The 20,010-nt window shown below is 74.1% G+C and carries 17 protein-coding genes; 8 read left to right on the forward strand and 9 right to left on the reverse strand.

Going from position 1 to position 20,010, the window contains the following annotated elements; genetic code table 11:
- The first annotated feature begins 60 nt into the window (after positions 1–60).
- On the forward strand, positions 61–660 hold the full coding sequence (locus tag HH311_RS21875) for a TetR family transcriptional regulator (RefSeq protein WP_169185805.1): 600 nt from the start codon (positions 61–63) through the stop codon (positions 658–660).
- A 102-nt stretch (positions 661–762) separates the two neighbouring features.
- Positions 763–1,950 (forward strand): alkane 1-monooxygenase, encoded by a 1,188-nt coding sequence (locus HH311_RS21880; RefSeq protein WP_169185806.1) that lies wholly within the window; start codon positions 763–765, stop codon positions 1,948–1,950.
- Here HH311_RS21880 and HH311_RS21885 read toward each other — a convergent pair.
- Positions 1,926–2,438 carry a TetR-like C-terminal domain-containing protein gene (locus HH311_RS21885; RefSeq protein ID WP_312030314.1) on the reverse strand — a complete coding sequence of 171 codons (513 nt, stop codon included), beginning with the start codon at positions 2,436–2,438 and terminating at the stop codon, positions 1,926–1,928. The genes HH311_RS21880 and HH311_RS21885 overlap by 25 nt on opposite strands.
- 202 nt (positions 2,439–2,640) lie before the next feature.
- On the opposite strand from HH311_RS21885, the gene HH311_RS21890 reads away from it, so the two are divergent.
- Both HH311_RS21890 and HH311_RS21895 read left to right on the forward strand, forming a co-directional pair.
- Entirely contained in the window at positions 2,641–3,870 is a 1,230-nt protein-coding gene (locus tag HH311_RS21890; protein ID WP_169185808.1) for an MFS transporter, read from the forward strand.
- 692 nt (positions 3,871–4,562) lie between these two features.
- Entirely contained in the window at positions 4,563–7,448 is a 2,886-nt protein-coding gene (locus HH311_RS21895; RefSeq protein WP_169185809.1) for an ABC transporter ATP-binding protein, read from the forward strand.
- A 183-nt stretch (positions 7,449–7,631) separates the two neighbouring features.
- Here HH311_RS21895 and HH311_RS21900 read toward each other — a convergent pair whose 3' ends face one another.
- From HH311_RS21900 to HH311_RS21920, 5 genes are all read right to left on the reverse strand, one after another.
- Positions 7,632–8,693: a glycine betaine ABC transporter substrate-binding protein gene (locus HH311_RS21900; protein WP_169185810.1), complete on the reverse strand. Its 1,062-nt coding sequence runs from the start codon at positions 8,691–8,693 to the stop codon at positions 7,632–7,634.
- Between the two features lie 86 nt (positions 8,694–8,779).
- On the reverse strand, positions 8,780–9,478 hold the full coding sequence (locus HH311_RS21905; RefSeq protein WP_169185811.1) for an ABC transporter permease: 699 nt from the start codon (positions 9,476–9,478) through the stop codon (positions 8,780–8,782).
- Positions 9,475–10,203 (reverse strand): ABC transporter permease, encoded by a 729-nt coding sequence (locus HH311_RS21910; RefSeq protein ID WP_312030315.1) that lies wholly within the window; start codon positions 10,201–10,203, stop codon positions 9,475–9,477. Before HH311_RS21910 ends, HH311_RS21905 begins: the two co-directional genes overlap by 4 nt.
- Positions 10,200–11,219, reverse strand: a complete 1,020-nt coding sequence (locus tag HH311_RS21915; RefSeq protein WP_169185812.1) for an ABC transporter ATP-binding protein — start codon at positions 11,217–11,219, stop codon at positions 10,200–10,202. The genes HH311_RS21910 and HH311_RS21915 overlap by 4 nt, the downstream gene beginning before the upstream one ends.
- A complete protein-coding gene (locus tag HH311_RS21920; RefSeq protein ID WP_169185813.1) occupies positions 11,212–12,108 on the reverse strand; it encodes an IclR family transcriptional regulator in 897 nt (298 codons plus the stop codon). The genes HH311_RS21915 and HH311_RS21920 overlap by 8 nt, the downstream gene beginning before the upstream one ends.
- Positions 12,109–12,490: 382 nt before the next feature.
- Between HH311_RS21920 and HH311_RS21925 the strand changes: the two genes are divergently transcribed.
- Genes HH311_RS21925 through HH311_RS33495 form a run of 4 tightly spaced genes read left to right on the forward strand, consistent with a single transcriptional unit; the run spans position 12,491 to position 15,682 of the window.
- Complete coding sequence (locus HH311_RS21925) at positions 12,491–13,993, forward strand: class I adenylate-forming enzyme family protein (protein WP_169185814.1); 1,503 nt, start codon at positions 12,491–12,493, stop codon at positions 13,991–13,993.
- A 33-nt stretch (positions 13,994–14,026) separates the two neighbouring features.
- Entirely contained in the window at positions 14,027–14,803 is a 777-nt protein-coding gene (locus HH311_RS21930; RefSeq protein WP_169185815.1) for a phosphosulfolactate synthase, read from the forward strand.
- A gap of 5 nt (positions 14,804–14,808) precedes the next feature.
- A complete protein-coding gene (locus HH311_RS21935; protein WP_169185816.1) occupies positions 14,809–15,207 on the forward strand; it encodes a VOC family protein in 399 nt (132 codons plus the stop codon).
- 19 nt (positions 15,208–15,226) lie between these two features.
- Positions 15,227–15,682 carry a dual specificity protein phosphatase family protein gene (locus HH311_RS33495; protein WP_211190607.1) on the forward strand — a complete coding sequence of 152 codons (456 nt, stop codon included), beginning with the start codon at positions 15,227–15,229 and terminating at the stop codon, positions 15,680–15,682.
- A 13-nt stretch (positions 15,683–15,695) separates the two neighbouring features.
- Here the strand turns inward: HH311_RS33495 and HH311_RS21945 are convergent, their stop codons facing one another.
- From HH311_RS21945 to HH311_RS21955, 3 genes are all read right to left on the reverse strand, one after another.
- On the reverse strand, positions 15,696–16,685 hold the full coding sequence (locus HH311_RS21945) for a type IV toxin-antitoxin system AbiEi family antitoxin domain-containing protein (protein ID WP_169185817.1): 990 nt from the start codon (positions 16,683–16,685) through the stop codon (positions 15,696–15,698).
- A gap of 54 nt (positions 16,686–16,739) precedes the next feature.
- Positions 16,740–18,224: a CoA transferase gene (locus HH311_RS21950; RefSeq protein ID WP_169185818.1), complete on the reverse strand. Its 1,485-nt coding sequence runs from the start codon at positions 18,222–18,224 to the stop codon at positions 16,740–16,742.
- A partial coding sequence (locus HH311_RS21955) for an acyclic terpene utilization AtuA family protein (protein ID WP_211190608.1) occupies positions 18,221–20,010 on the reverse strand: 1,790 nt, incomplete at its 5' end. The genes HH311_RS21950 and HH311_RS21955, both read right to left, overlap by 4 nt.

Raw genomic sequence — 20,010 nt, forward strand, 5'->3', positions numbered from 1 at the left:
ATGGGCGTGACCGACGTCCTCCACGCCGTGGTTCCCGTCGCAATGAGTGACACTCGACGCATGGCCGGCGAATCGCTCCGCGTCGAGTTCCGACGCCAGGTCCGCGAGCGGGTGCTCGACACCGCCGCGACGCTCACCGTGGAACGCGGGTGGGACCGCGTCCGCATCGGCGAGGTCGCCACCGCGTCCGGGGTCTCGCGGCCCACCCTCTACCGCGAGTTCGGCACGAAGGACGGCGTCGGCGAGGCCCTCGTGGCCCGCGAGGCCGAGCGCTTCTTCACCGGCATCGCCGGCCAGCTCGAGCAGCACGAGGACCCGGCGGAGGGTGTCCGGGCCGCCGTCCGGTTCACCCTCGACGAGGCGTCGGACAACCCCCTGCTGCGCGCCATCCTCACGGGCAGCCGCAGCGGGGACACCAGCCTGCTGCCGTTCCTGACCACCCGGGGGGACGGGATCATCACCGGCGGCAACGCACTCGTGGGCGACTGGATGCGCCGCCGGCGTCCCGAGCTCGACCCGCGGGCCATCTCCGACGCCGTCGACGCCATCGTGCGCCTGACGATCAGCCACCTCGTCTCCCCCGGTCTGGGGCACGCCGAGGCCGCCGACCGCCTCGCCCGCCTCACCTCCTGCCTCATCGCGGCCGCCACCCCCGTGTGAGAACACTGCTCTGAACTGAAACAAATATTACGTCTTGTTTCTGCTGCGACACGGTGTCACAGTCATCCCCGGAGCACGAGCGGCGACGCGGGGAGGCCGACGATGACCATCGAGCAGTCACGGGACGAGGTGGCGGAGCAGCAGGAGCCGTGGCGTGACAAGCGCCGCTACCTGTGGCCGCTGGGCACGGTGATGCCGGCCCTGCCGATCGCGGCGTACGGGCTCGTGCACGCCACCGGGCTCGAGCTCTTCTGGTGGCTGGGGCCGATCATCCTGTTCGTCGTCCTGCCCGCGCTCGACCTGCTAATCGGCCGGACCAGCGACAACCCGCCGGAGTCCGAGCGCGCCCGCCTGGAGGCCGACCGCTACTACCGGTGGATCACCTACCTGTTCCTGCCGGTGCAGTACGTCAGCCTCGTCTTCAGCTGCTGGGTGTGGGCCACGCAGGGCCTGGACCTCGTGAGCACCGTCGGGCTCGCCCTCACCATGGGCGTGGTCTCGGGGATCGCGATCAACACCGCCCACGAGCTCGGGCACAAGCGCGAGGAGAACGAGCGCTGGCTGTCCAAGATCGCGCTCGCGAGCTCGGGCTACGGCCACTTCTACGTCGAGCACAACCGCGGCCACCACGTCCGCGTCGCCACCCCCGAGGACCCGGCGAGCTCCCGGCTCGGCGAGAACTTCTGGACCTCGTTCCTGCCGCGCACCGTCTGGGGCAGCCTCCGCAGCTCCTGGCACCTCGAGGTCAAGCGGTTCGCCCGCCACGAGCAGACCCCCTGGAGCCTGCGCAACGACATCCTCATCTCGTGGGCGATGACGATCGTGCTCTTCACGGCGCTGTGCCTCGCCTTCGGCGTCGGTGTGCTGCCGTGGCTCGTCGTCCAGGCCGTCGTCGGGTTCACGCTGCTCGAGATCGTGAACTACCTGGAGCACTACGGGCTCAAGCGGCAGCGCCGGGAGGACGGGCGCTACGAGCGCGTCGACCCGCGGCACAGCTGGAACGCCGACCACACGGTCTCGAACCTGCTGCTCTACCAGCTGCAGCGCCACTCCGACCACCACGCGAACCCGGTCCGGCGGTACCAGACGCTGCGCCACTTCGAGGAGTCCCCACAGCTCCCCTCGGGCTACGGCACCATGATCGTCGTCGCCGTCTTCCCGCCGCTGTGGCGCCGGATCATGGACCCGAAGGTCGTCGCGCACTACGACGGCGACCTCACGCAGGCGAACATCCTGCCCCGCAAGCGGGCGAAGATCCTCGCCCGCTACGGGCTGACCGACACCGCCTGAGACCCCATCAGGTTCCCGACGAGGGCCCGTACCCGGTCAGCCGGGGCGGGCCCGTCGTCGTCCCGGGGCGCCGGCTCGAACAGCGCCCGGTAGTACAGCGGCGCCAGCACCCCGTCGACGACGGCGTCGGTGTCCGGCACGTCCCCGCCGCGCGAGCGCTCGTGGTCGAGCATCGCGGTGATCTGCGCCCGGCGGTCCGCGGTGCAGGCGCACGAGGCCGTCTCCCCCGCCCCGATCGACGCGCGCATCAGCGCGAGGGTGTCCGGGTCGGCGAGGTCGCGGGCGACGTCGGCCGCCCAGCGCTCCAGGTCCCCCGCGAGGCCCCCGGTGTCGGGCACGACGACGTCGCCGGTGAACCGGTGCTCCGCGACGGCGGCGAGCAGCTCGCCCAGCGAGCCCCAGCGCCGGTAGACCGTCGTGGCGTGCACGCCGGCGCGGGCCGCGACGACCGGGATCGTCAGGTCCTCGCTGCGCACGCCTTCCGCCACCAGGTCCTGCACCGCACGATGGACGGACGCGCGGACCCGCGCCGACCGTCCGCCCGGGCGCGAGCCCGCGCCCTCCGCTGCTTCTGCCACACCCCGAGTGTCCCACGTCGCCGGAATGAACGCAGCGATCGTTGCCTTAACCGTGCTAGCGTCGCGACGACGCAAACGCAGTGATCGCTGCGATCATCGCCGAGGGAGTCCCATGCACCCGAGAACCCGTGCCCGGCTGTTCGCGGCCGTGGGCGGCATCGTCGTCCTCTTCCCGGCGGCGTCGAGCGTGCCGAGCCCGCTCTACCCGCTCTACCAGCAGCTGTTCGGGTTCTCGGCCGCGACGCTGACCGTCGTCTTCGCCGTGTACGTCGCGGGGCTGCTCGCCTCGCTGCTCGTCGTCGGGGCGCTGTCCGACCACGTCGGACGCAAGCCGGTCCTGGTCGGGGCGCTGCTGCTGGAGGCGGCGTCCTTCGGCGTCTTCCTGGGCGCCGGCGGGGTCGGCGCCCTGCTGGTCGCCCGCGTGCTCCAGGGGATCGCCACCGGGGCCGCCATCACGACCCTCGGCGCCACGATGGTCGACCTCGCCCCGCCCGAGGCGCCGCACCGTGCCGGGATGGTCACCGGGGTCGGAACGCTCGCGGGACTGGCGGCCGGGGCCGTCGGCGCCGGCGCGCTCATCCAGCTCGCGCCCGCCCCGACGCGCCTGGTGTGGATCGTCCTGCTCGGGCTGCTCGCGGTGTCCGCCGTGATCGTCGCGGTCCTCCCGGAGACGTCCGCGCGCCGCCCGGGCGTCCGGGCCTCGCTGGTGCCCCGCGTGGGCGTCCCCCCGCGGTTGCGCTCCGAGGTGCTCGCGGTGACCCCCGTCCTCGTCACCAGCTGGGCGCTCGGCGGGCTCTACCTCTCGCTCGGGCCGTCGATCGCGGCCACGCTGCTCGGCGAGTCGTCCCGGCTGATCGGCGGGCTCGTCGTGACGCTGCTCTGCGGCACCGGGGCGCTCGCGTCGTTCCTGCTGCGCGACCGCCCGGTGCGCTCCCTGCTGGCGCCCGCCGCCGGCCTGCTCGCGGTGGGGACCGCCGTGACGCTCGTCGGGTTCGCACTGGCATCCCTGCTGCTCACCGCGGCCGGCACCGTCGTCGCCGGCGTCGGGTTCGGCGCGGCGGCCCTCGCCTGCTTCGGGGTCTTCGCCGAGATCGCCGGCCCCACCGAGCGGGGGGCACTCTTCGCGCTGGCCTACGTCATCTCCTACACCGCGTTCTCGGTGCCGGCGGTGGCGGCCGGGGTCGGGAGCGGCCTCGTCGGGCTCGCGACGGCGGCGGAGGTCTACGGCGCCGTCGTGGTCGCCCTGGGCGCCGGGTCGGTCGTCCTGACCCTCGCGCGGGGGCGTCGCCGCCCCGCCGTGCCGGAGCCGGTCGCGGCCGGCGCGGGCACCCCGTGCGAGTGACCCGGAGATCCGGCGCACCGTCACGACACCCGGCGTCGTTGTGACGGTGAGCGAGCCGCTTCGCGCCCATGACGACGTCGATTCCTCCCCGTCCGGGTGAGCGCGCGACGCAACGTGTCGACTCAGCTCCCTGAGTCGAAGATGAGAAGGGAATCCCAGAGGGATTCTGTGAGCTCGGCGTGATCGACTTGGTGGATTCTTTGCCGAACTCACAGAAGCCGGTCGTTCACTCGATCGGGCGACAGCTCCTCCACAGGTGACGCTTATGCCGTGACCCCACCGTGACCTTGCCTCGCCGACCGGCGAGGGTTGCTCCTTCCCCCGAGAGGAACATCCGATGGGTCTGCGGTTCGAACTGTTCGCTCCCCCGAAGCACAAGCAGCACCACCACCGTGGGTGTGGCTGCCACGAGTGCAAGCCGCCGCAGGACTGCTGCCCGCCGAAGGACGACTGCGGCTCGAAGTCCTCCTGCTGCGACAGCTGATCTCGTTGCGGTAACGGGCCCCCGGGGCGATACGACAGTCCCAGGGACCACCCGAGCGGCCCGGTACTGACCGGGCCGGCTCCGGAAGCAACGGCGCGGTCGCCGCCCGCCCCGCACGGGGCGGGCGGCGTCGGGCCGGATGCCCCCGGGTGCAGTGGCCGGGGACGTTCGAGGGGAGACGGTGGGCGCGCACAACACACTGGTCGGGATGCCGGCGGTGGACGAGGACGAGGTCCCCGGACAGAGCGGTGGTGCCGGGGGTGCCGCGGCGCCCGCCGAGGACCCGGCCGACCACGACGACGGCGCGTCCACCACCCCTGACCACGGGTCGGGCGGGTCCCCCGCCGACGCCGCCGGCCCCGAGGCGCCGGCGATGACCCTCCGCGCGATCTTCCGGCGCTTCTGGCCCTACACGCGCGGCGACCGGTCGAAGCTGGTGTTCGCCTTCCTGGCCATGGCCGCCTCGACGGCCTGCGACACCTACGTCGTCACGATGTTCGCCCGGATCGTCGACGGCGCCACGGTGGCCCACTCCATGGACGCCGTCTGGCCGTCCGCGGTCGAGTGGCTGGTCCTCACCGCCGTCGGCGGTCTGCTCTCCGTCCTCGGTGGCTTCCTGCTGGTCGGCGCCGCGGAGCGCTTCGTCTTCCGGCTGCGCCACGAGGTGTTCGCCCACCTGCAGCGGCTCGGGCCGCGCTTCCTCGCCGGCCACGCCACCGGCGACCTCATGTCCCGGCTGACCACCGACGTCGACGGCGTCGAGGCCCTCGCCTCGTCGGGGCTCGTCAGCACCGTCATCGCCGTGGGTACCGCCATCGCCTACGCCGCGGCCGCCGTGCTCGTCCAGTGGCAGCTCGCCGTGATCGTCGTCGCGCTCGCCCCCCTGATGTGGCTCACGAGCCGGGTCACCGGCCGCTTCACCAAGACCGCGGCCCGGGTGGAGCGCCGCGCGGCCGGCGCCGTGGGCACGTCGGTGGAGCAGTCGCTGTCCAACCTCCCGCTGGTCCAGGCCTACGGCACCGAGGCCATCGAGAGCGCACGGCTCGACCACCACGGCGAGGTGTGGTGGCGGGCGCGGGCCCGCGAGAGCCGGCTCCAGATGATCTACTCGCCGGTCACGACGCTCATCCAGAGCGGTGCCCTGCTCGCCGTCCTCATCGCCGGCGCGGCCTTCATCGCCGCGGGCGAGCTCACCGTCGGCGGTCTGTTCGGGTTCGCCGCCTACCTCGGCTATCTCTACCCGCCGCTCTCGCAGCTCGGCTCCCTGCACCTGACCGTCACCTCCGCGTCGGCGTCGTGCGAGCGGCTGATCGAGATCCTCGACTGCGAGCCCGAGGTCAGCGACGCCCCCGACGCCGACGGCTCGGCGGTCCGGCGCGGCCACCTCGAGCTGTGCGGGGCGCGCTACGTCTACCCCGGGACCGAGGACGCCGGGCTCGACGGCGTGTCCCTCGACGTGCGGCCGGGCCAGTTCGTGCTGGTGACCGGGCCGAGCGGGGCCGGGAAGTCCACGCTGACGAAGATGCTGCTGCGATTCGTCGACGCCCAGGACGGCGCGGTGCTCCTCGACGGCGTCGACGTCCGCGACCGCACGATCAAGGCCGTGCGCGACGCGGTCACCCTGCTCCCGCAGGAACCGATGCTCTTCGACATGACGGTCGCGGAGAACATCGCCTACGCGCGACCGGACGCCACCCACGCCGAGATCGAGCAGGCCGCCCGGGAGGCTGGCGCGCTCGAGTTCATCGAGGAGCTGCCCCAGGGCTTCGACACCCCGGTCGGCGAGGACGGCGGCGCGCTCTCGGGGGGTCAGCGCCAGCGGCTCGCGATCGCCCGGGCGCTGCTACGCACCTCGCCGGTGCTCGTGCTCGACGAGCCCACGACGGGTCTCGACGCCCCCACCGCCCGCGCCGTCCTCGAGCCGCTGCGCCGCCTCGCCGGGGGACGCACCACGATCGTCGTCAGCCACGACCTGACCCCGGCCCGCGACGCCGACCTCGTGGTCGTGCTCGAGGACGGGCGGATCGTCGCCCGGGGCCGCCACCACGAGCTCCTCGCCGCGGGCGGGGTCTACGGGCAGCTGTGGGCCGCGCAGCACGGTGCACCCGGGCCCGGCACGACGGCGGGCGCACGCGGGCCCGGCACGACGGCGGGTGCGCCCGGCCGGGCCGCCGAGGCCGCGGCGGCGGCCGGTCCGCGTGCCGCGGCGCCCGATCGGCGCCCGCCGGGCCGCGCGGTGCCGCCGCGGCCGGCGCCGGCCCGGGTCGCCGCCCTCGACCCGGCCGCCCTGCGGGCCCCGGACCCGGTCACCGCCCCCCTGCGCCTGCTCGCCCGGTCGTCGACCACCACGGGGCCGACCCCGGTCCGCGCCCGACCCGCCCCGACGCCGCGGTTCTCGACCGCCGCCGGCCCTCCGCCGGTGCCCGGCCCGGGTGCCCCGTCCCCCGGTCGCGGGCGGCCCCCGGCGCCGGGCGTCGGGGTTGGCACCGGCACCACGGCCCCCGCCGCCCACCAGCTGCGGCCGACCCCGACGGGTGCCCCCGGGGACGGGGGTCAGCGCTCGGCCGTGGGCCGGGAGCAGGCCGGCCCGCGTCCGCTGCCGACGCCGCCCGCGTCCACCCGCTCGTCGGCCGCTCGCGCCCCGGAGCCGCCGTCGCCACCCCGTCCCGACGTACCGCGGGCCGCCGCTCCGTCGCGCCGGACGAGCGCGGGCGGACCCGACGCCCCGGCCGCGCGGGAGACCTGCCGCGTCACGCCCCGGGCCTCGTCGGGCCCCTCCGGACCCACCTCCCCGCGACCCGCCGGCTCGACCGGCTCGACCGGCGAGGGCACCCCGAAGCACGGCCTGCCCTCGCCGTCGGGACCGGCGGAGCCGGACGGCTCCTGGACCGTGCCCGGGCCGCGCAACCCGGCCTCGGGCCCCACCCCGGCCCGCCGGGAGGAGACGGGGCTCCCGACCGGGCGGCTCGCGCGTCGGACCGTCGCCGACCTCGTCGCCGGCACCGGGCGCTCCCCCGCCCCGACCTCGCACCGCGCCGACCCCACCCCGAAGCCCAGCAGCACGGCCGGCTCGCACCGGGCACCCGAGCGCTGACGTCCCGCGCCCCGCGGAGGTCACCGGGACGTGGTGGCTCCGGCACGGACCCGGCGGCAGCCACACCGTCCCGCTGATCACCGCCCTGGTCGAGCCCGGAACACACGGAACACACGGCCCACCCCGGACGCACGGCGGCCCGGGCCCCCGCGGGGACCCGGGCCGCCGGTCAGGTCGGGACGACTACTTGTTCACCCCGTTGGCCTGGAGGAACTGCGCGGACACCGCAGCCGGGTCGGCCCCGTTGCCCTGCACCTGCTGGTTGAGGGCCTGGATGGCCTTCGTCGTGAGCAGCGAGCTCACCCAGTTCAGGGTCTGCGTGAACTCGGGCCCCTCGGCCTGCACCGTCGCCTGCTTGACCACCGGCGCCACGTACTGGAAGCCGAAGATGCCCTTCGGGTCCGAGAGCGCCGTGTACTTGTTGGTCAGCAGCTGGTAGTCGGTGCTGAACGCGTCGGCGGCCTGGGCCGCGTTCTGGTCCAGCGCCGTGTACTGCGAGCCGGCCGGCGTCGAGAGGAAGCCCAGGTTCGTCAGCCCGTACTGCTGCTGCATGCCGACGAGGCCGGTCTGCCGGGTCTTGAACTCGATCTGCCCGGCGACCGTCACGCCCTGTCCACCGGGGCCGACCTTGTTGAGGTCGGGAACGGAGGCCAGCTGGTGCTGCTGGGCGTACGCCGCGGGGACGACGATCGTGTCGGTGTCCTGGAACGGCGTCTGCAGCGTCAGCGTGCCTTGGCGCTGGGTCTCCTCGAACTGCTTGGCGGCGTTGTAGGTCGCCGACGCCGAGGGAGGCGCGGGCTGCTTGGCGACGCTGGTGACGATCTCGCCCAGGTACTCGGGGTACATGTTGATCTGGTTGGACGCGAACGCGGTGTCGATCAGCTCGGAGCCGCCGATGTTCGGCTTGAGCTGGACGGTGTAGCCCTTGGCCTGCAGCGCCTGGGCGTAGAGCTGGCCGAGGACGTACTCCTCGGGGAAGTTCTTGTCGCCGATGATGACGACGGGCTTGCCCGTCCCGGGCTTGCCGGCGGGGAGCTGGACCTGGCCGGTCTGCGCGGTCACCGAGACCGCGTCGGCCGGGACCTGGTCGGAACCGGCCGGGGCGGCGCTCGACGAGGGCGGGGCGCTCGACGAACCCCCGCCGCCGCAGGCGGCGAGCAGCAGGGCGGTCGCCGCGGCGATGCCGACGCTGCCGACGAGCGACAGTCTCCGGCCCCGGCGGCCGCCGGTGGTCGTGGTGGACATGGACTCTCCTTCATCTGGCGGCGCCGCCGTGGTCGGGCGGTGTCGGGTGGAGCCGGCCGTGACGAGGGCCGGCGATCGGGGTGGCCTCACGCGGCCGCCGGAGCGGCCGGGGCGGGTTCGGCGTCCGCCGCGGGCGTGCGCTCCGCGAGCAGCCGCAGCCCGGTCGGGGTGAGGGCACGCTCGGCGAGGCCGAGGAGGGCGTCGCCGGCGAACGCGAGCAGGATCGAGATCGTCGCGGCGGCGAGCACACCGGAGAGGCCGTAGCCCTCGATGTTCGAGATGATGTCGCCGAGCGTCCCCTGCTGGCCCGCGAACGTCGCGAGGTAGGCGGTGGCGACGATGTACACCCACGAGGTGCGGATGCCGCTGGAGATCAGCGGGATCGCCGAGGGCAGCTCGACACGGGTGAGGATCTGCCAGCCGGTCATGCCCATGCCGCGCGCCGCCTCGACCGTGCCCGGGTCCACCCCCTCCACGGCCGTGAAGGTGTTGGTGAGCACCAACGGGAAGCCGAGGATCACCAGCGCGACGGTGATGTTGATGATCCCGAAGCCGTAGAGCGCGAGCCCGATGGCGATGATCGCGAGCGTCGGGAGCGAGCGCAGCACGTTCCCGACGCTGACGACCGCGAACGAGAACCGGTGCAGGTGCCCGATCCAGGCCCCGAGCGGGATCGCGAGGACGACCGCGACGGCCAGCGCGAACACCGAGAGCAGGATGTGCACGAGCGTCAGCTCGGCGAGCAGGGCGGCGTTGTCGCCGAAGAAGGCGAAGTACGAGCTCACGAGGTCCTCCTGGCGCGCGTCCACGGGGTGACGAGGCGTTGCAGACCCACGACGAGCACGTCGGCGACGAGCGCCACGAGGATCGTCAGGACCCCCGCCGAGATCAGCTCCGTCGAGAACACGGTGTGGATCGCGTCGAAGATCGGTTTGCCGAGGCCGAGCGGGGCCACCGAGGCGGCCACCGTCGCGAGCGAGATCACGGTGACGACGGAGACCCGGATGCCCGCCATGATCGAGGGCAGGGCCAGCGGGAGCCGGATCCGGAACAGGATCTGGTTCGGGGTCAGCCCCATCCCCTCGGCCGCCTCGACCGCGCTGCGCGGCACGGTCCGCAGGCCGGTGAGCGAGTTGCGGAAGAGCAGCAGCAGCGTGTAGCTGGTCAGCCCGATCTCGATCGTGGTCAGGGAGAGCCCGGTGATGGGCACGAACATGAGGAAGAAGGCGAGCGACGGGATCGTGTAGAGGAACGTCGAGAACCCGAGGAAGCCGCTGGCGAACCAGCTCCGCGAGAACGCGAACAGGGCGGCGGCGAGCGAGATGACCAGCCCGATGACCACCGCGATCAGCGTGATGTAGACGTGCTGGACGAGGCTCGGGCCGAGGATGGTGGGCCAGTTCGTGGTGAACCAGTCCCAGCAGAACAGCTGGTCCGGCGCGCACTGCGGGCCCTCGAAGATCGGGATGACCTGCGTGGGCAGGTCGAGCGCCCCGGCTGCCGTCGTCACGAGGAGCTCCCCGCGACGGCGTCCTGCAGCTGGTCCAGCGTCACGGTCCCGAGCAGCCGCCCGCCGTCGGTGACCTGCACCGCGGGCGCCCCGGAGGCGAACAGCGTCGAGAGCCCGATGCGCAGCGTGGCGTCGGCGTCGACCGACGGGGCGTCGGCGTACGGCGAGGCACCGTTGGAGGCGCCGTCGCCGCCGGCCACGACCTCGCGCATCCGGCGCAGCGACAGGCGCTTGAGCCCGCGGTCGGCGCCCACGAAGTCGGCGACGTACTCGTCGGCGGGGTGGGCGAGCAGCTCGTCGGCGGTGCCGTACTGGGCGAGGACCCCGCCCTGGCGCAGCACGGCGATGCGGTCCCCCATCTTGATCGCCTCGTCGATGTCGTGGGTGACGAAGATGACCGTCTTGGAGATCTCGCTCTCCAGGTTGAGGAACTCGTCCTGGATCTCGGTGCGGGTGATGGGGTCGAGCGCCCCGAACGGCTCGTCCATGAGCATGACCGGCGGGTCCACGGCCAGCGCCCGGGCGAGCCCGACGCGCTGCTGCTGACCGCCGGAGAGCTGGGCGGGGTAGCGGGAGGCGAAGCTGCGGTCCAGCCGCACCAGGTCGAGGAGCTCGTCGGTCCGCTTCTTGATGCGGTCGCGCGACCAGCCCAGCAGGCCCGGGATGACGCCGATGTTCCCGGCGATCGTCATGTGCGGGAACAGGCCGACCTGCTGGATGACGTAGCCGATGTCGCGGCGCAGCGTGGTCACGTCGACCGAGCGGATGCTCTGCCCGCCGATCGTGATGTCGCCGGACTCGAAGTCGATCAGCCGGTTGACCAGCTTCATCGCGGTCGTCTTCCCGCCGCCGGACGGGCCGACCAGGCAGCAGGTCTCCCCGGCCGGCACGGTCATGCTGAGGTCGTCGAGCGCCGGGGTCTGCTGGCCCGGGTACCGCTTGGTGACGTGGTCGAAGACGATGTCGGCGGCGGGCCGCTCGGTCCCGGTCCTGCTCGTGGGGGTGGTCTCACTCATGGCTGGCCTCTCCCGGCTGCTCGGGGTGGGGGTCGTCGGGGTGCGCGCGGCGGGGCGCCGGGACGTGGGCCCCGGTGGTGGGCGGGCGCCGGCGCGGTCGGCGCGGGACGGGCACGACGCCGTGCCCGAGCGCGGTGGAGAGCTCGGCCGCCGCGCGCTGCACGGCGGCCGAGACGGTGGTGAGGGCGGGTGAGAGGCGCGTGCCCGGGCCGCTCACCGAGACGGCGGCGACGATGCGGGACGAGGCGTCGCGGACCGGCGCGCCGAGCGCAACGACGTCCTGGCCGGACTCCTCCCGGTCCAGTGCCCAGCCGCGCCGCCGGTCCTCGCGCAGCCGGCCGAGCAGGTCGTCGAGGGAGCGCGGCACCGCGGGTCCGGCGTCCGGCCCGGCGAGCGTGAGCAGCCGGGTCACCGCGTCGTCGGCGTGGTCGAAGAGCAGCGCCCGCCCGGCCGCCGAGGACCCGAGCGGCACGGTGCGGCCCACCCAGCCCAGCGAGCGCAGCTCGACGTCGAGGGCGGCGGTCGCGAGGGTGACCCCGACGGCGCCGCTGCGCACCGTGACCTCGACGCGCTCGGAGAGCCGGCTCGACTCGCGCTCGACCAGCGCGTCCGCCTCGGTGCGCAGCCGCTCGTCCACGGCGGGCGCGGCGAGGGCGAACAGGCGGGCCCCGAGCCGGTAGCGCGCCGACCGCGGCTCCCGCTCGACGTAGCCCGCGGTGGCGAGCGCCCGCAGCATGCGCGAGACCTGCGACTTGTCGCGACCCAGACGGCGGGCGAGCTCCACGACCCCCATGCCCCCCGCTCCGGACGCGTCTCCGAGGATTTCGAGCGCGGTGAGGGCGCGCAGCCACGAGGCCGACCGTTCGTCGCCCTCGCCGGCTCCGGTCATGCCGCTCCCCCGCTCGAGGTGACCGCCGCGAGCGACGGTTCCGGCGAATCCTGATCTGTTCCCGTGAAATCGTTGTCAAGGAGACAACACCGGATGACCTGACGACATATGTCGTGATCGTTTCGTGACCCAAAGCGTGACGATTCGCCGGGGAACGTCGGGAATGCGTTGTCCGGGCTCTTCGTCCCTTTCGGGACCTCCGGACCGGAGCGGACGAGGAGTCCGGGGGGCTCCGGTCCGAGGATTCCCGTCGTGTTCGTGCCGAGATCGGCCCGGTCGGCGGCGACCGTTCGCCGGATCGCGCAGCCCGCTCGTCCCGGTTCAGCCCGTGGCCAGTTCCCACACAGCCGACGCACAGGCCGCGGGCACAGCGTCGGGAGCGATGAACCCCGAACGTGGTGCGAGCTCCGTCGCCGACCTCCTCGCGCAGGGCGCGCCGGAGGGGGCGGTGTTCCTCTCCGCGCGGTCGCCGCGCTCCCTGACGCGTGCCGACCTGCGCGACGCGGCCCGGCGGTGGCACGCCGCGCTGGACCGCGCGGGCGTGCCGCCCGGCGGCCGGGTGGCGGTCGTCGTCGACGATCCGCTCACGCTCGCCGCCGTGCACCTGGCGGTCATGGCGGCCGGGCGCTGCAGCGTCCCGCTCGACCCCGGCGCGCCCGGCCCGGAGCTGCGCCGCGCGCTGCGCCGGACCGGTGCCGTGGTCCTCGTCGCCGACGACGAGGCGGCGGCCCGTCTGCCCGACCTCCCGCGGGCCCGGCCCGACCGGCGTGGCCGCCCCGGCGGGGTCCCGACAGCGTGCGGCTCGCTCGTGCCCGGTGGTCCGGCCGCTCCTCCGGCGGCGGGCGCCGCGACGCTGCTGTCGACCTCCGGCTCGACCGGCGAGCCCAAGGGCGTGCTGCTCGACGAGGGACGGCTGCTGCACGTGGCGCGGGCGGTCGCCGAGCACCTGGCACTCACCCCGCACGACCGGGGCCTCACGCCGCTGCCGCTCTTCCACGTCAACGCGCAGGTCGTCGGGCTGCTCGCCACGCTGCACGCCGGGTCCTCGCTCGTGCTCGACCGCCGGTTCCGCCGCACCGACTTCTGGGAGCGCGCCCGCGCGTTTGACGTCACCTGGCTCAACCTGGTCCCGGCGATCCTCACCGTGCTCGCCCGCGAGGAGGACCCGCCCGAGGTGCCGCCCCGGCTGCGGCTGATCCGGTCGGCGTCGGCGCCGCTGCCGGTCGCGGTGCGCGAGGCCGTCGAGGAGCGCACCGGGGTGCCGGTGCTCGAGAGCTACGGGATGACCGAGGCCGCCAGCCAGATCACCGCCGTCCCGCTGGGTGTGGCGTGCCCGCCCGGCTCGGTCGGCCGGCCCGCCGGCGCCGAGGTGACGGTGCGGGACCCGACCGGCACCGACCTGCCGTCGGGAACCCGTGGGCGGGTGTGGATCCGCGGGGCGGGCGTCGTCGGCACCTACGAGGGCGGACGCGCGCCGGAGCGGTTCACCGGCGGCTGGCTCGACACCGGCGACGTCGGGCACCTCGACGACGCCGGGTTCCTCCACCTCGCCGGCCGCGACGACGACGTCATCAACCGCGGCGGCGAGCTGCTGCACCCGCGGGAGGTCGAGGAGGTCCTGCTCGGCGACCCGCGGGTGGCCGAGGCGGTCGTCGTCGGGCTCCCCCACGACGTCCTGGGCGCCGTGCCGGCGGCGTGCGTGCGCGCCGTCGCCTCCGAGGACCCCGACGGTGACCTCGCCGCCGACCTCGACGCCCGCTGCCGCGCCCAGCTCGCCCGCTGGAAGTGCCCCGTGCAGGTGCTCGTGCTCCCCGACCTCCCCCGCGGCTCGACCGGCAAGGTCCGCCGCTCCGACGTGCGGGAGCTCGTGGCGACGGCGCCGTGACCCCGTGAATCCCCACTCCCCGAGGAGGACCCCATGCTCGCCGACTCGTCCTACTGCGATGCCCTCGACCTCGTCCCCCGTGACGACAAGCCCCGCCGGCGCGGCCGCACGATGGTCATCGACACCGGCACCCCGACCCGCTGGTTCGAGGACGTCGTCGAGAGCCACGGCGACCTCGTCGACTCCGTGAAGTTCGGCTGGGGCACGTGCCTGGTGACCCGGGACATCAAGACCAAGATCGACGTCTGCCGGGCGGCCGGGGTCGAGGCGTACTTCGGCGGGACCCTGTTCGAGCGGTTCGCCGCCGCGGGCGCGGTCACCGACTGGCAGGAGCTCTGTCGGGCGACGGGCTGTACCACCGTGGAGATCTCCAACGGCACGATCCCGATGTCGGACACCGAGAAGGCGGACTGGGTCGCGCGGATGGCGCAGGAGTTCACCGTCATCAGCGAGGTCGGGTTCAAGGACGGCGGCCGGTCGATGGCGCTGAGCCCCACCGAGTGGGTCGCGGCGGTGTGGTCGGACCTGCAGGCCGGGGCCACCACGGTGACCCTCGAGGCCCGCGAGAGCGGCCGCAGCGGCTTCTGCACACCCGACGGCGAGGCCCGCGAGGACGTCCTCGGCGCGCTCGACGCCTCGGGGCTCGACCGCGACCGGCTGCTCTTCGAGGCCCCGACCCGCGACCTGCAGGTGCGCCTGCTGCGCCGCTACGGTGCGGGCGTGAACCTCGGGAACGTCGCCCTCACCGACGTCGTCGGGCTGGAGACGCTGCGCCTGGGTCTGCGCGCCGACACCTTCGGCGGGGTGTGACCGGCGTGCGGAGCACCCACGACGCGTTCCACCTGGCGATCCCGGCCCGCGACCTCGACGAGGCGTACCGCTTCTACGTCGAGGGCCTCGGCTGCAAGCTCGCCCGCCGCTACGCCGACCGCATCACGCTGGACTTCTTCGGCGACCAGGTGGTGTGCCACCTCTCGGAGTCCTGGGAGCGCGAGCCCGAGCTCTACCCGCGCCACTTCGGGGTGACGTTCCGCGAGCGCGAGGACTGGGAGCGGCTGCTCTCGCTGGTGCGCCAGCGCGACCTCGACGTGTTCGCCGAGCCCAAGACCCGGTTCGACGACCTCGTCGAGCGGCACAGCACGTTCGTCCTGCGCGACCCGTCGAACAACCTGCTGGAATTCAAGGTCTACGACGACCCGAGGATGATGTACTGAGGTCGGGTACCCGGGACCGGTGAGCACCGATCCCCTCGAGGGCTACATCCCTGCCCACCTCCGTGACGACCTGCTCGAGGAGCCCCCGCCCTGGCCGGCCGACGAGATCGTGCCGGGTCTGTGGCAGTCCGGGCACCCGGAGCCCGGCGAGCACTGGGACGCCGTGTTCGACCTCTCCGGCGAGGAACCCCCGTTGGACGACGTCGAGTTCTACGTCCACTGGCTGATCGAGGACGGCCCGGCCCCGGACCAGGACACCCTCGTCGCCCTCGCCGACCTCGTCCGCTCGATGCGGGCGGCCGGGAAGCGGGTGCTCGTGCACTGCGCGGCCGGCATCAACCGCTCCGGGCTGCTCGCGGCGGCGTCGCTGATCCGGGAGGGCTACGACGCCGACGACGCCATCGAGACCGTCCGGCGGGCCCGCACCGGGGCGCTGAACAACCCGGAGTTCGTCGAGGCACTACGTGCCATGTGAACGAATTTGGTCGTCATGGCGACCAACAGCGTTCACATGCGCGCAGCGCTCCCTCCCAGCCCCGACGACGCAGGACGGCGGCGACCTCCCGTGCCCGCGCGCAGGGGTCCGCCGCGGTCTCCTCGAACCCGAGGACGATGCGTCCGCGGCCGGCCATCTCCGCGGCAAGGTCCCGGCGGCGGTCGACGAGGGCGGTGACCCGGTCCGCGTGGTGCCGGTGACCGTCCAGACGCACGATCACGACGTCGTCCTCCAGGCGGTAGGCGATGTCCTCGTAGCGCGTGGTGCCGTCCACGTCGACCGGGACCTGTCGCTCGCCCCGCGGGAGGCCGTGCGCCTCCTCGACCTCCAGCGCGTAGATGGCCTCGAGCTTCGACCGCACCCCGTCCGTGGCGTAGCCGAGCGCCGCGAGCAGCGCGTCGCGGTACCGCCGGGGCCGACGGAGATCGATGGAGGCCCGGACCGACTCCGGGCGCAGGCTCGTCACCGTGAGGCAGTGCAGCATCGTCGCCATGGCCTGACGCGCCGTGGGTCGGGCGACGGCGAGGTCGACCGCGGTGTGGGACGCGGCGACCACCGGCTGGTCGAGCCCCTCGACGACCGTGTAGGCGAAGGCTCGCGACCGGTGCACCACCAGACCGGGCCTCGAGGCGCCGGAGGCCGCGTAGGAGACGGTGACGTGGATCGGCCGCTGCGGGTCGGGCCTGCAGAAGTTCCACACCTCGCCCGCTGTCTCGTGGCTGAGGGCGGCGGGCCACTTGGCGAGCACGGCGGCAGCCCGTCGCGCCTCCTCACCCAGCGCGCCCGTGAAGATCGAGTACACGCCGTCGTGCACGTGCGCCCACCGTCGCGCCCGGACGTTCGCCCTGATGGCGGCGGGGGTGAAGCCGTGGCGCAGGAGCTGGCGCCGCGAGACGACGCCGTGCTGGCGCAGGAGGAGCTCGACCCACCCGTCGTGGTCGCGCGGCGCGGTGGGGATCGGGAAGGGCGTCGTCGGGATCATGTCCCTTCGACGCCACCAGGGAGCCTTCGGCTCCCATGTGAACGAATCTGGTCGCTATGACGACCGAATCCATTCACATGGGGCTCCGCCCCTCGGTAGCAGCACCGGGTCGTACCGGCCCGGGGTGGCGGACATCGACACCTGGTCCGTCACGCCCTGGTACTCGCCCAGCGGGGTCGCGGCCGTGAACGTCTCCGGGTCGAGGTACTCGTGCTCGCCCGGCGTCCCCGCCACGGCGTGCGCCCACGACTTCTCGAACAGCCCCAGCGACAGGATCCACAGCGCGACCCGGGTCAGCGACACGTGCACGTGCCACGACCCGCCCTCCTGCGCCCGCCGCCGTAGCGCCGCCGCCACACCGACCTGCGCGAGCCACGGCACGATGTAGTCGTTGACCACCATGATCGGCGGCAGCCGCGGCTTCTCCTCCGAGCCCTCGAGCAGCATCATCCCGGTCACCGAGCCGGCCGACTGGTCGAAGCCCGGCCGCCCCGCCCACGGCCCGGTCAGCCCGTGCAGCGACACCGACACGTACACCAGCCCGGGCCGCTCCGCGCACGCCTCCGGCGGCGTCAGGCCGATCTCGGACAGGAACTGCTGGCGCCGGTTGTGGAAGAACACGTCGGCGCCGGCGAGGAGCTCGGAGAGCAGCGCCCGGTCGGCGCGCGGGTCGAGCAGCGCGGAGCGCATCCCGACGTTGGCCGACGCGTACGTCGACTCGTGCTCCCCCTCGCCCGGGCGCCACAGGTTGAGCACCTCGGCCCCGTGCAGCGCGAACGACCGCCCGAACCCCGCCCCGGCGATCACGTGGCCCATCCCCAGCGCCCGCAGCCCGGAGAACGGCTGCTCCCCGAGCTCCGGCAGCGGGGTCGGCGGCGCGTCCCCGACCTTGGTGAGCTCGATCAACGGGAGGTCGGCGAGCGCGTCGCGGTAGTGCGGCTCGGCGAGGAACTCCGGGACGGTGCGCAGCATCGGCATGACGACGCCGGCGTCGGCCGCCGCCGACTCCAGCTCGGCCGCGTCCCACCGGGAGATCGCCTCCGCGACCCGCTCCCGCGTCAGCGGCACCCCGAGCAGTTCCTGGGCCCGGAGGCGCAACCCGGCGTACGCGTTCTGCGGCATCACCCAGCGGCCGTCGGCGCACCGGAAGAACGAGAACGCCATCGCGTTCCCGCGCTCCAACGACGACGTCACCGGGTAGCGCCCGAGCCGCTCCCAGGTGCGGTCGTAGAACGGGCACAGCCGGTGCGGGGCACGACGCAGGTCGACGTGGACGTCCTGCCCCGGACCGCCGCGCCACCGGTGCACCGCCGCGGCGGCGACCGACTTCGCGAGCAGCCCGATCGTCGCCGCCCCGCCGATCCGGAGCGTCGAGGGCACGACCGGATCGGCACCCGTCGTCGTGACCTCTCCCCCGGCGTCGTCGGCGGACAGCCCGACCCCGCCGAGGACCGCCTCGAGCTCGCCGGCGAGGTCGAACGGCTCCTCGCCGGCCACGGGGTCCGCCCACGCCTTCTCGAGGCGCCCGGTGAGGCTCACCGGCCGACCTCCGCCAGCAGCGTCGTCGGGACCTCCACGTGCCGAGCCCGGAGGAACTCCGCGACCGCCTTCCCGGCGATGTCCGGGCGCCCGTTCGACGAGGCCCCCTTGCCCAGTATCCCGTGGATCACCAGGTGCACCGCCCGCAGCCCGGGGAACTCGTGGCGCTCGATCTCCACCTCCGGATAGACCTCGGCCACCCACTCCGCCGACACGGCCGCGCGCAGCCACTCCCACGCCCCGTCGGAGCGGCCGATCGGCCAGAACCCGACGTTGGAGTTCCCGCCCTTGTCCCCGCACCGCCCGTGCACGACGTACCCCAGCGGCGCCCGCCGCGTCTCCTCCGCGGTCCCGACGCCGGGCGCGGTCACCGACGGCGGTTGACCCCCGAACGGCGCGCGCACCGGGGTGTCCTTCACCGGCAGCCGGGCGCCGTCGGCGAGCACCACCTCGTGGGCGAGCGCGTCGGTCGGCACGAGCGTCGGCCAGTACTCGACGACGGGGTTCGCGACCCGCAGCGGATTGACGTAGAGCCCCGGGTAGCCGGGGAGGAAGAGCCCGGTCAGCGGGGCGACGAAGCGCTCTGCCCCGACCTGGGCGCGGTCGGTCGACTGCGCGGTGACGAGGATCTGCTGGGCGGCCGCCCACTGGTCGGGCGGGTCCTCGACGGGCGTGCCGATGCGGTCGACCCGCAGCAGCGACAGCTCCAGCGGTGCGGTGACCCGCTCGACGTGGGTGCGCAGCAGGTCGGCCTTGGCCTCCAGGTCGAGCCCCGTCGCGTAGAACGACACGCTCGACTCGAACCCGCCCGGCGCGGTGATCGCGAGCTTCGTCGTCGGCGACGGCGGCGACCCGCGGACCCCGGTCAGGGCGACACGGTCCGGGCCGACCGCGGTCACGACGACGTCGGACAGGTCCACCGTGACGTCCGGGTTGAGGTAGGTGGGGCCCTGGATCTCGTAGAGCAGCTGCGCGGTGACGGTGTCGGTGGTGACCGTGCCGCCCGCGTCGTCGTGCTTGGTGATCACCGCGGTGCCGTCGGCGGCGATCTCGGCGATCGGGTAGCCCAGGTCGTCGACCCGGGGCACCGTCGTGAACCCGGAGAAGTTGCCGCCGGTGGCCTGCGGGCCGCACTCGATGACGTGCGCGGCGGCCACCGCGCCGGCGAGCCGGTCCCACGCCTCCGCCGAGGTGTCCTCGACCGACCAGCCGTGCCACCAGGCCGCCACCCCCGTCGTCAGGGAGGCGTCGGTGACGCGGCCGGTGATCACGACGTGGGCCCCCGCGGCCAGGGCGGCGGTGATCCCCCAGCCGCCGAGGTAGGCGTTCGCGGTGCCGGGCTCGTGACCCCAGTCGGCGAGGGGCCGGCCCGGTCCGTCAGGAGGGCTGTCGAGGTGCTCGAGCGACCCGAACTCGCCCAGCCGGCCCAGCACGTCGTCGCCCTCGACGTGCGCGACGACGAGGTCGTGCCCGGCCTCGGCGATCACCCGGCGACACTGCGCGGCGAGGCCCGCGGGGTTGAGCCCGCCGGCGTCGACGACGAGGCGCGCCCCGCGGTCGACGAGCAGGTCGACCGCGTCGGTGAACTGGGCGAGGAAGCTGCGGGCGTACCCGCGCTCGGGATCGCGCTGCTTCTCGAGGGCGAGCTGGCGCAGGGTCGGCTCGGCGAGGTAGTCCCCGGTGACGACGTCGACGGGGCCCGCCAGCGCGTCGCGGAGCCCGGAGAACCGGTCCCAGAGCCAGCCGGCACAGTTGGCGATGCGGACGGCCGTCACGATCTCGGAGC

Source organism: Actinomycetospora sp. TBRC 11914 (assembly GCF_012933465.1).
Lineage (GTDB): Bacteria > Actinomycetota > Actinomycetes > Mycobacteriales > Pseudonocardiaceae > Actinomycetospora.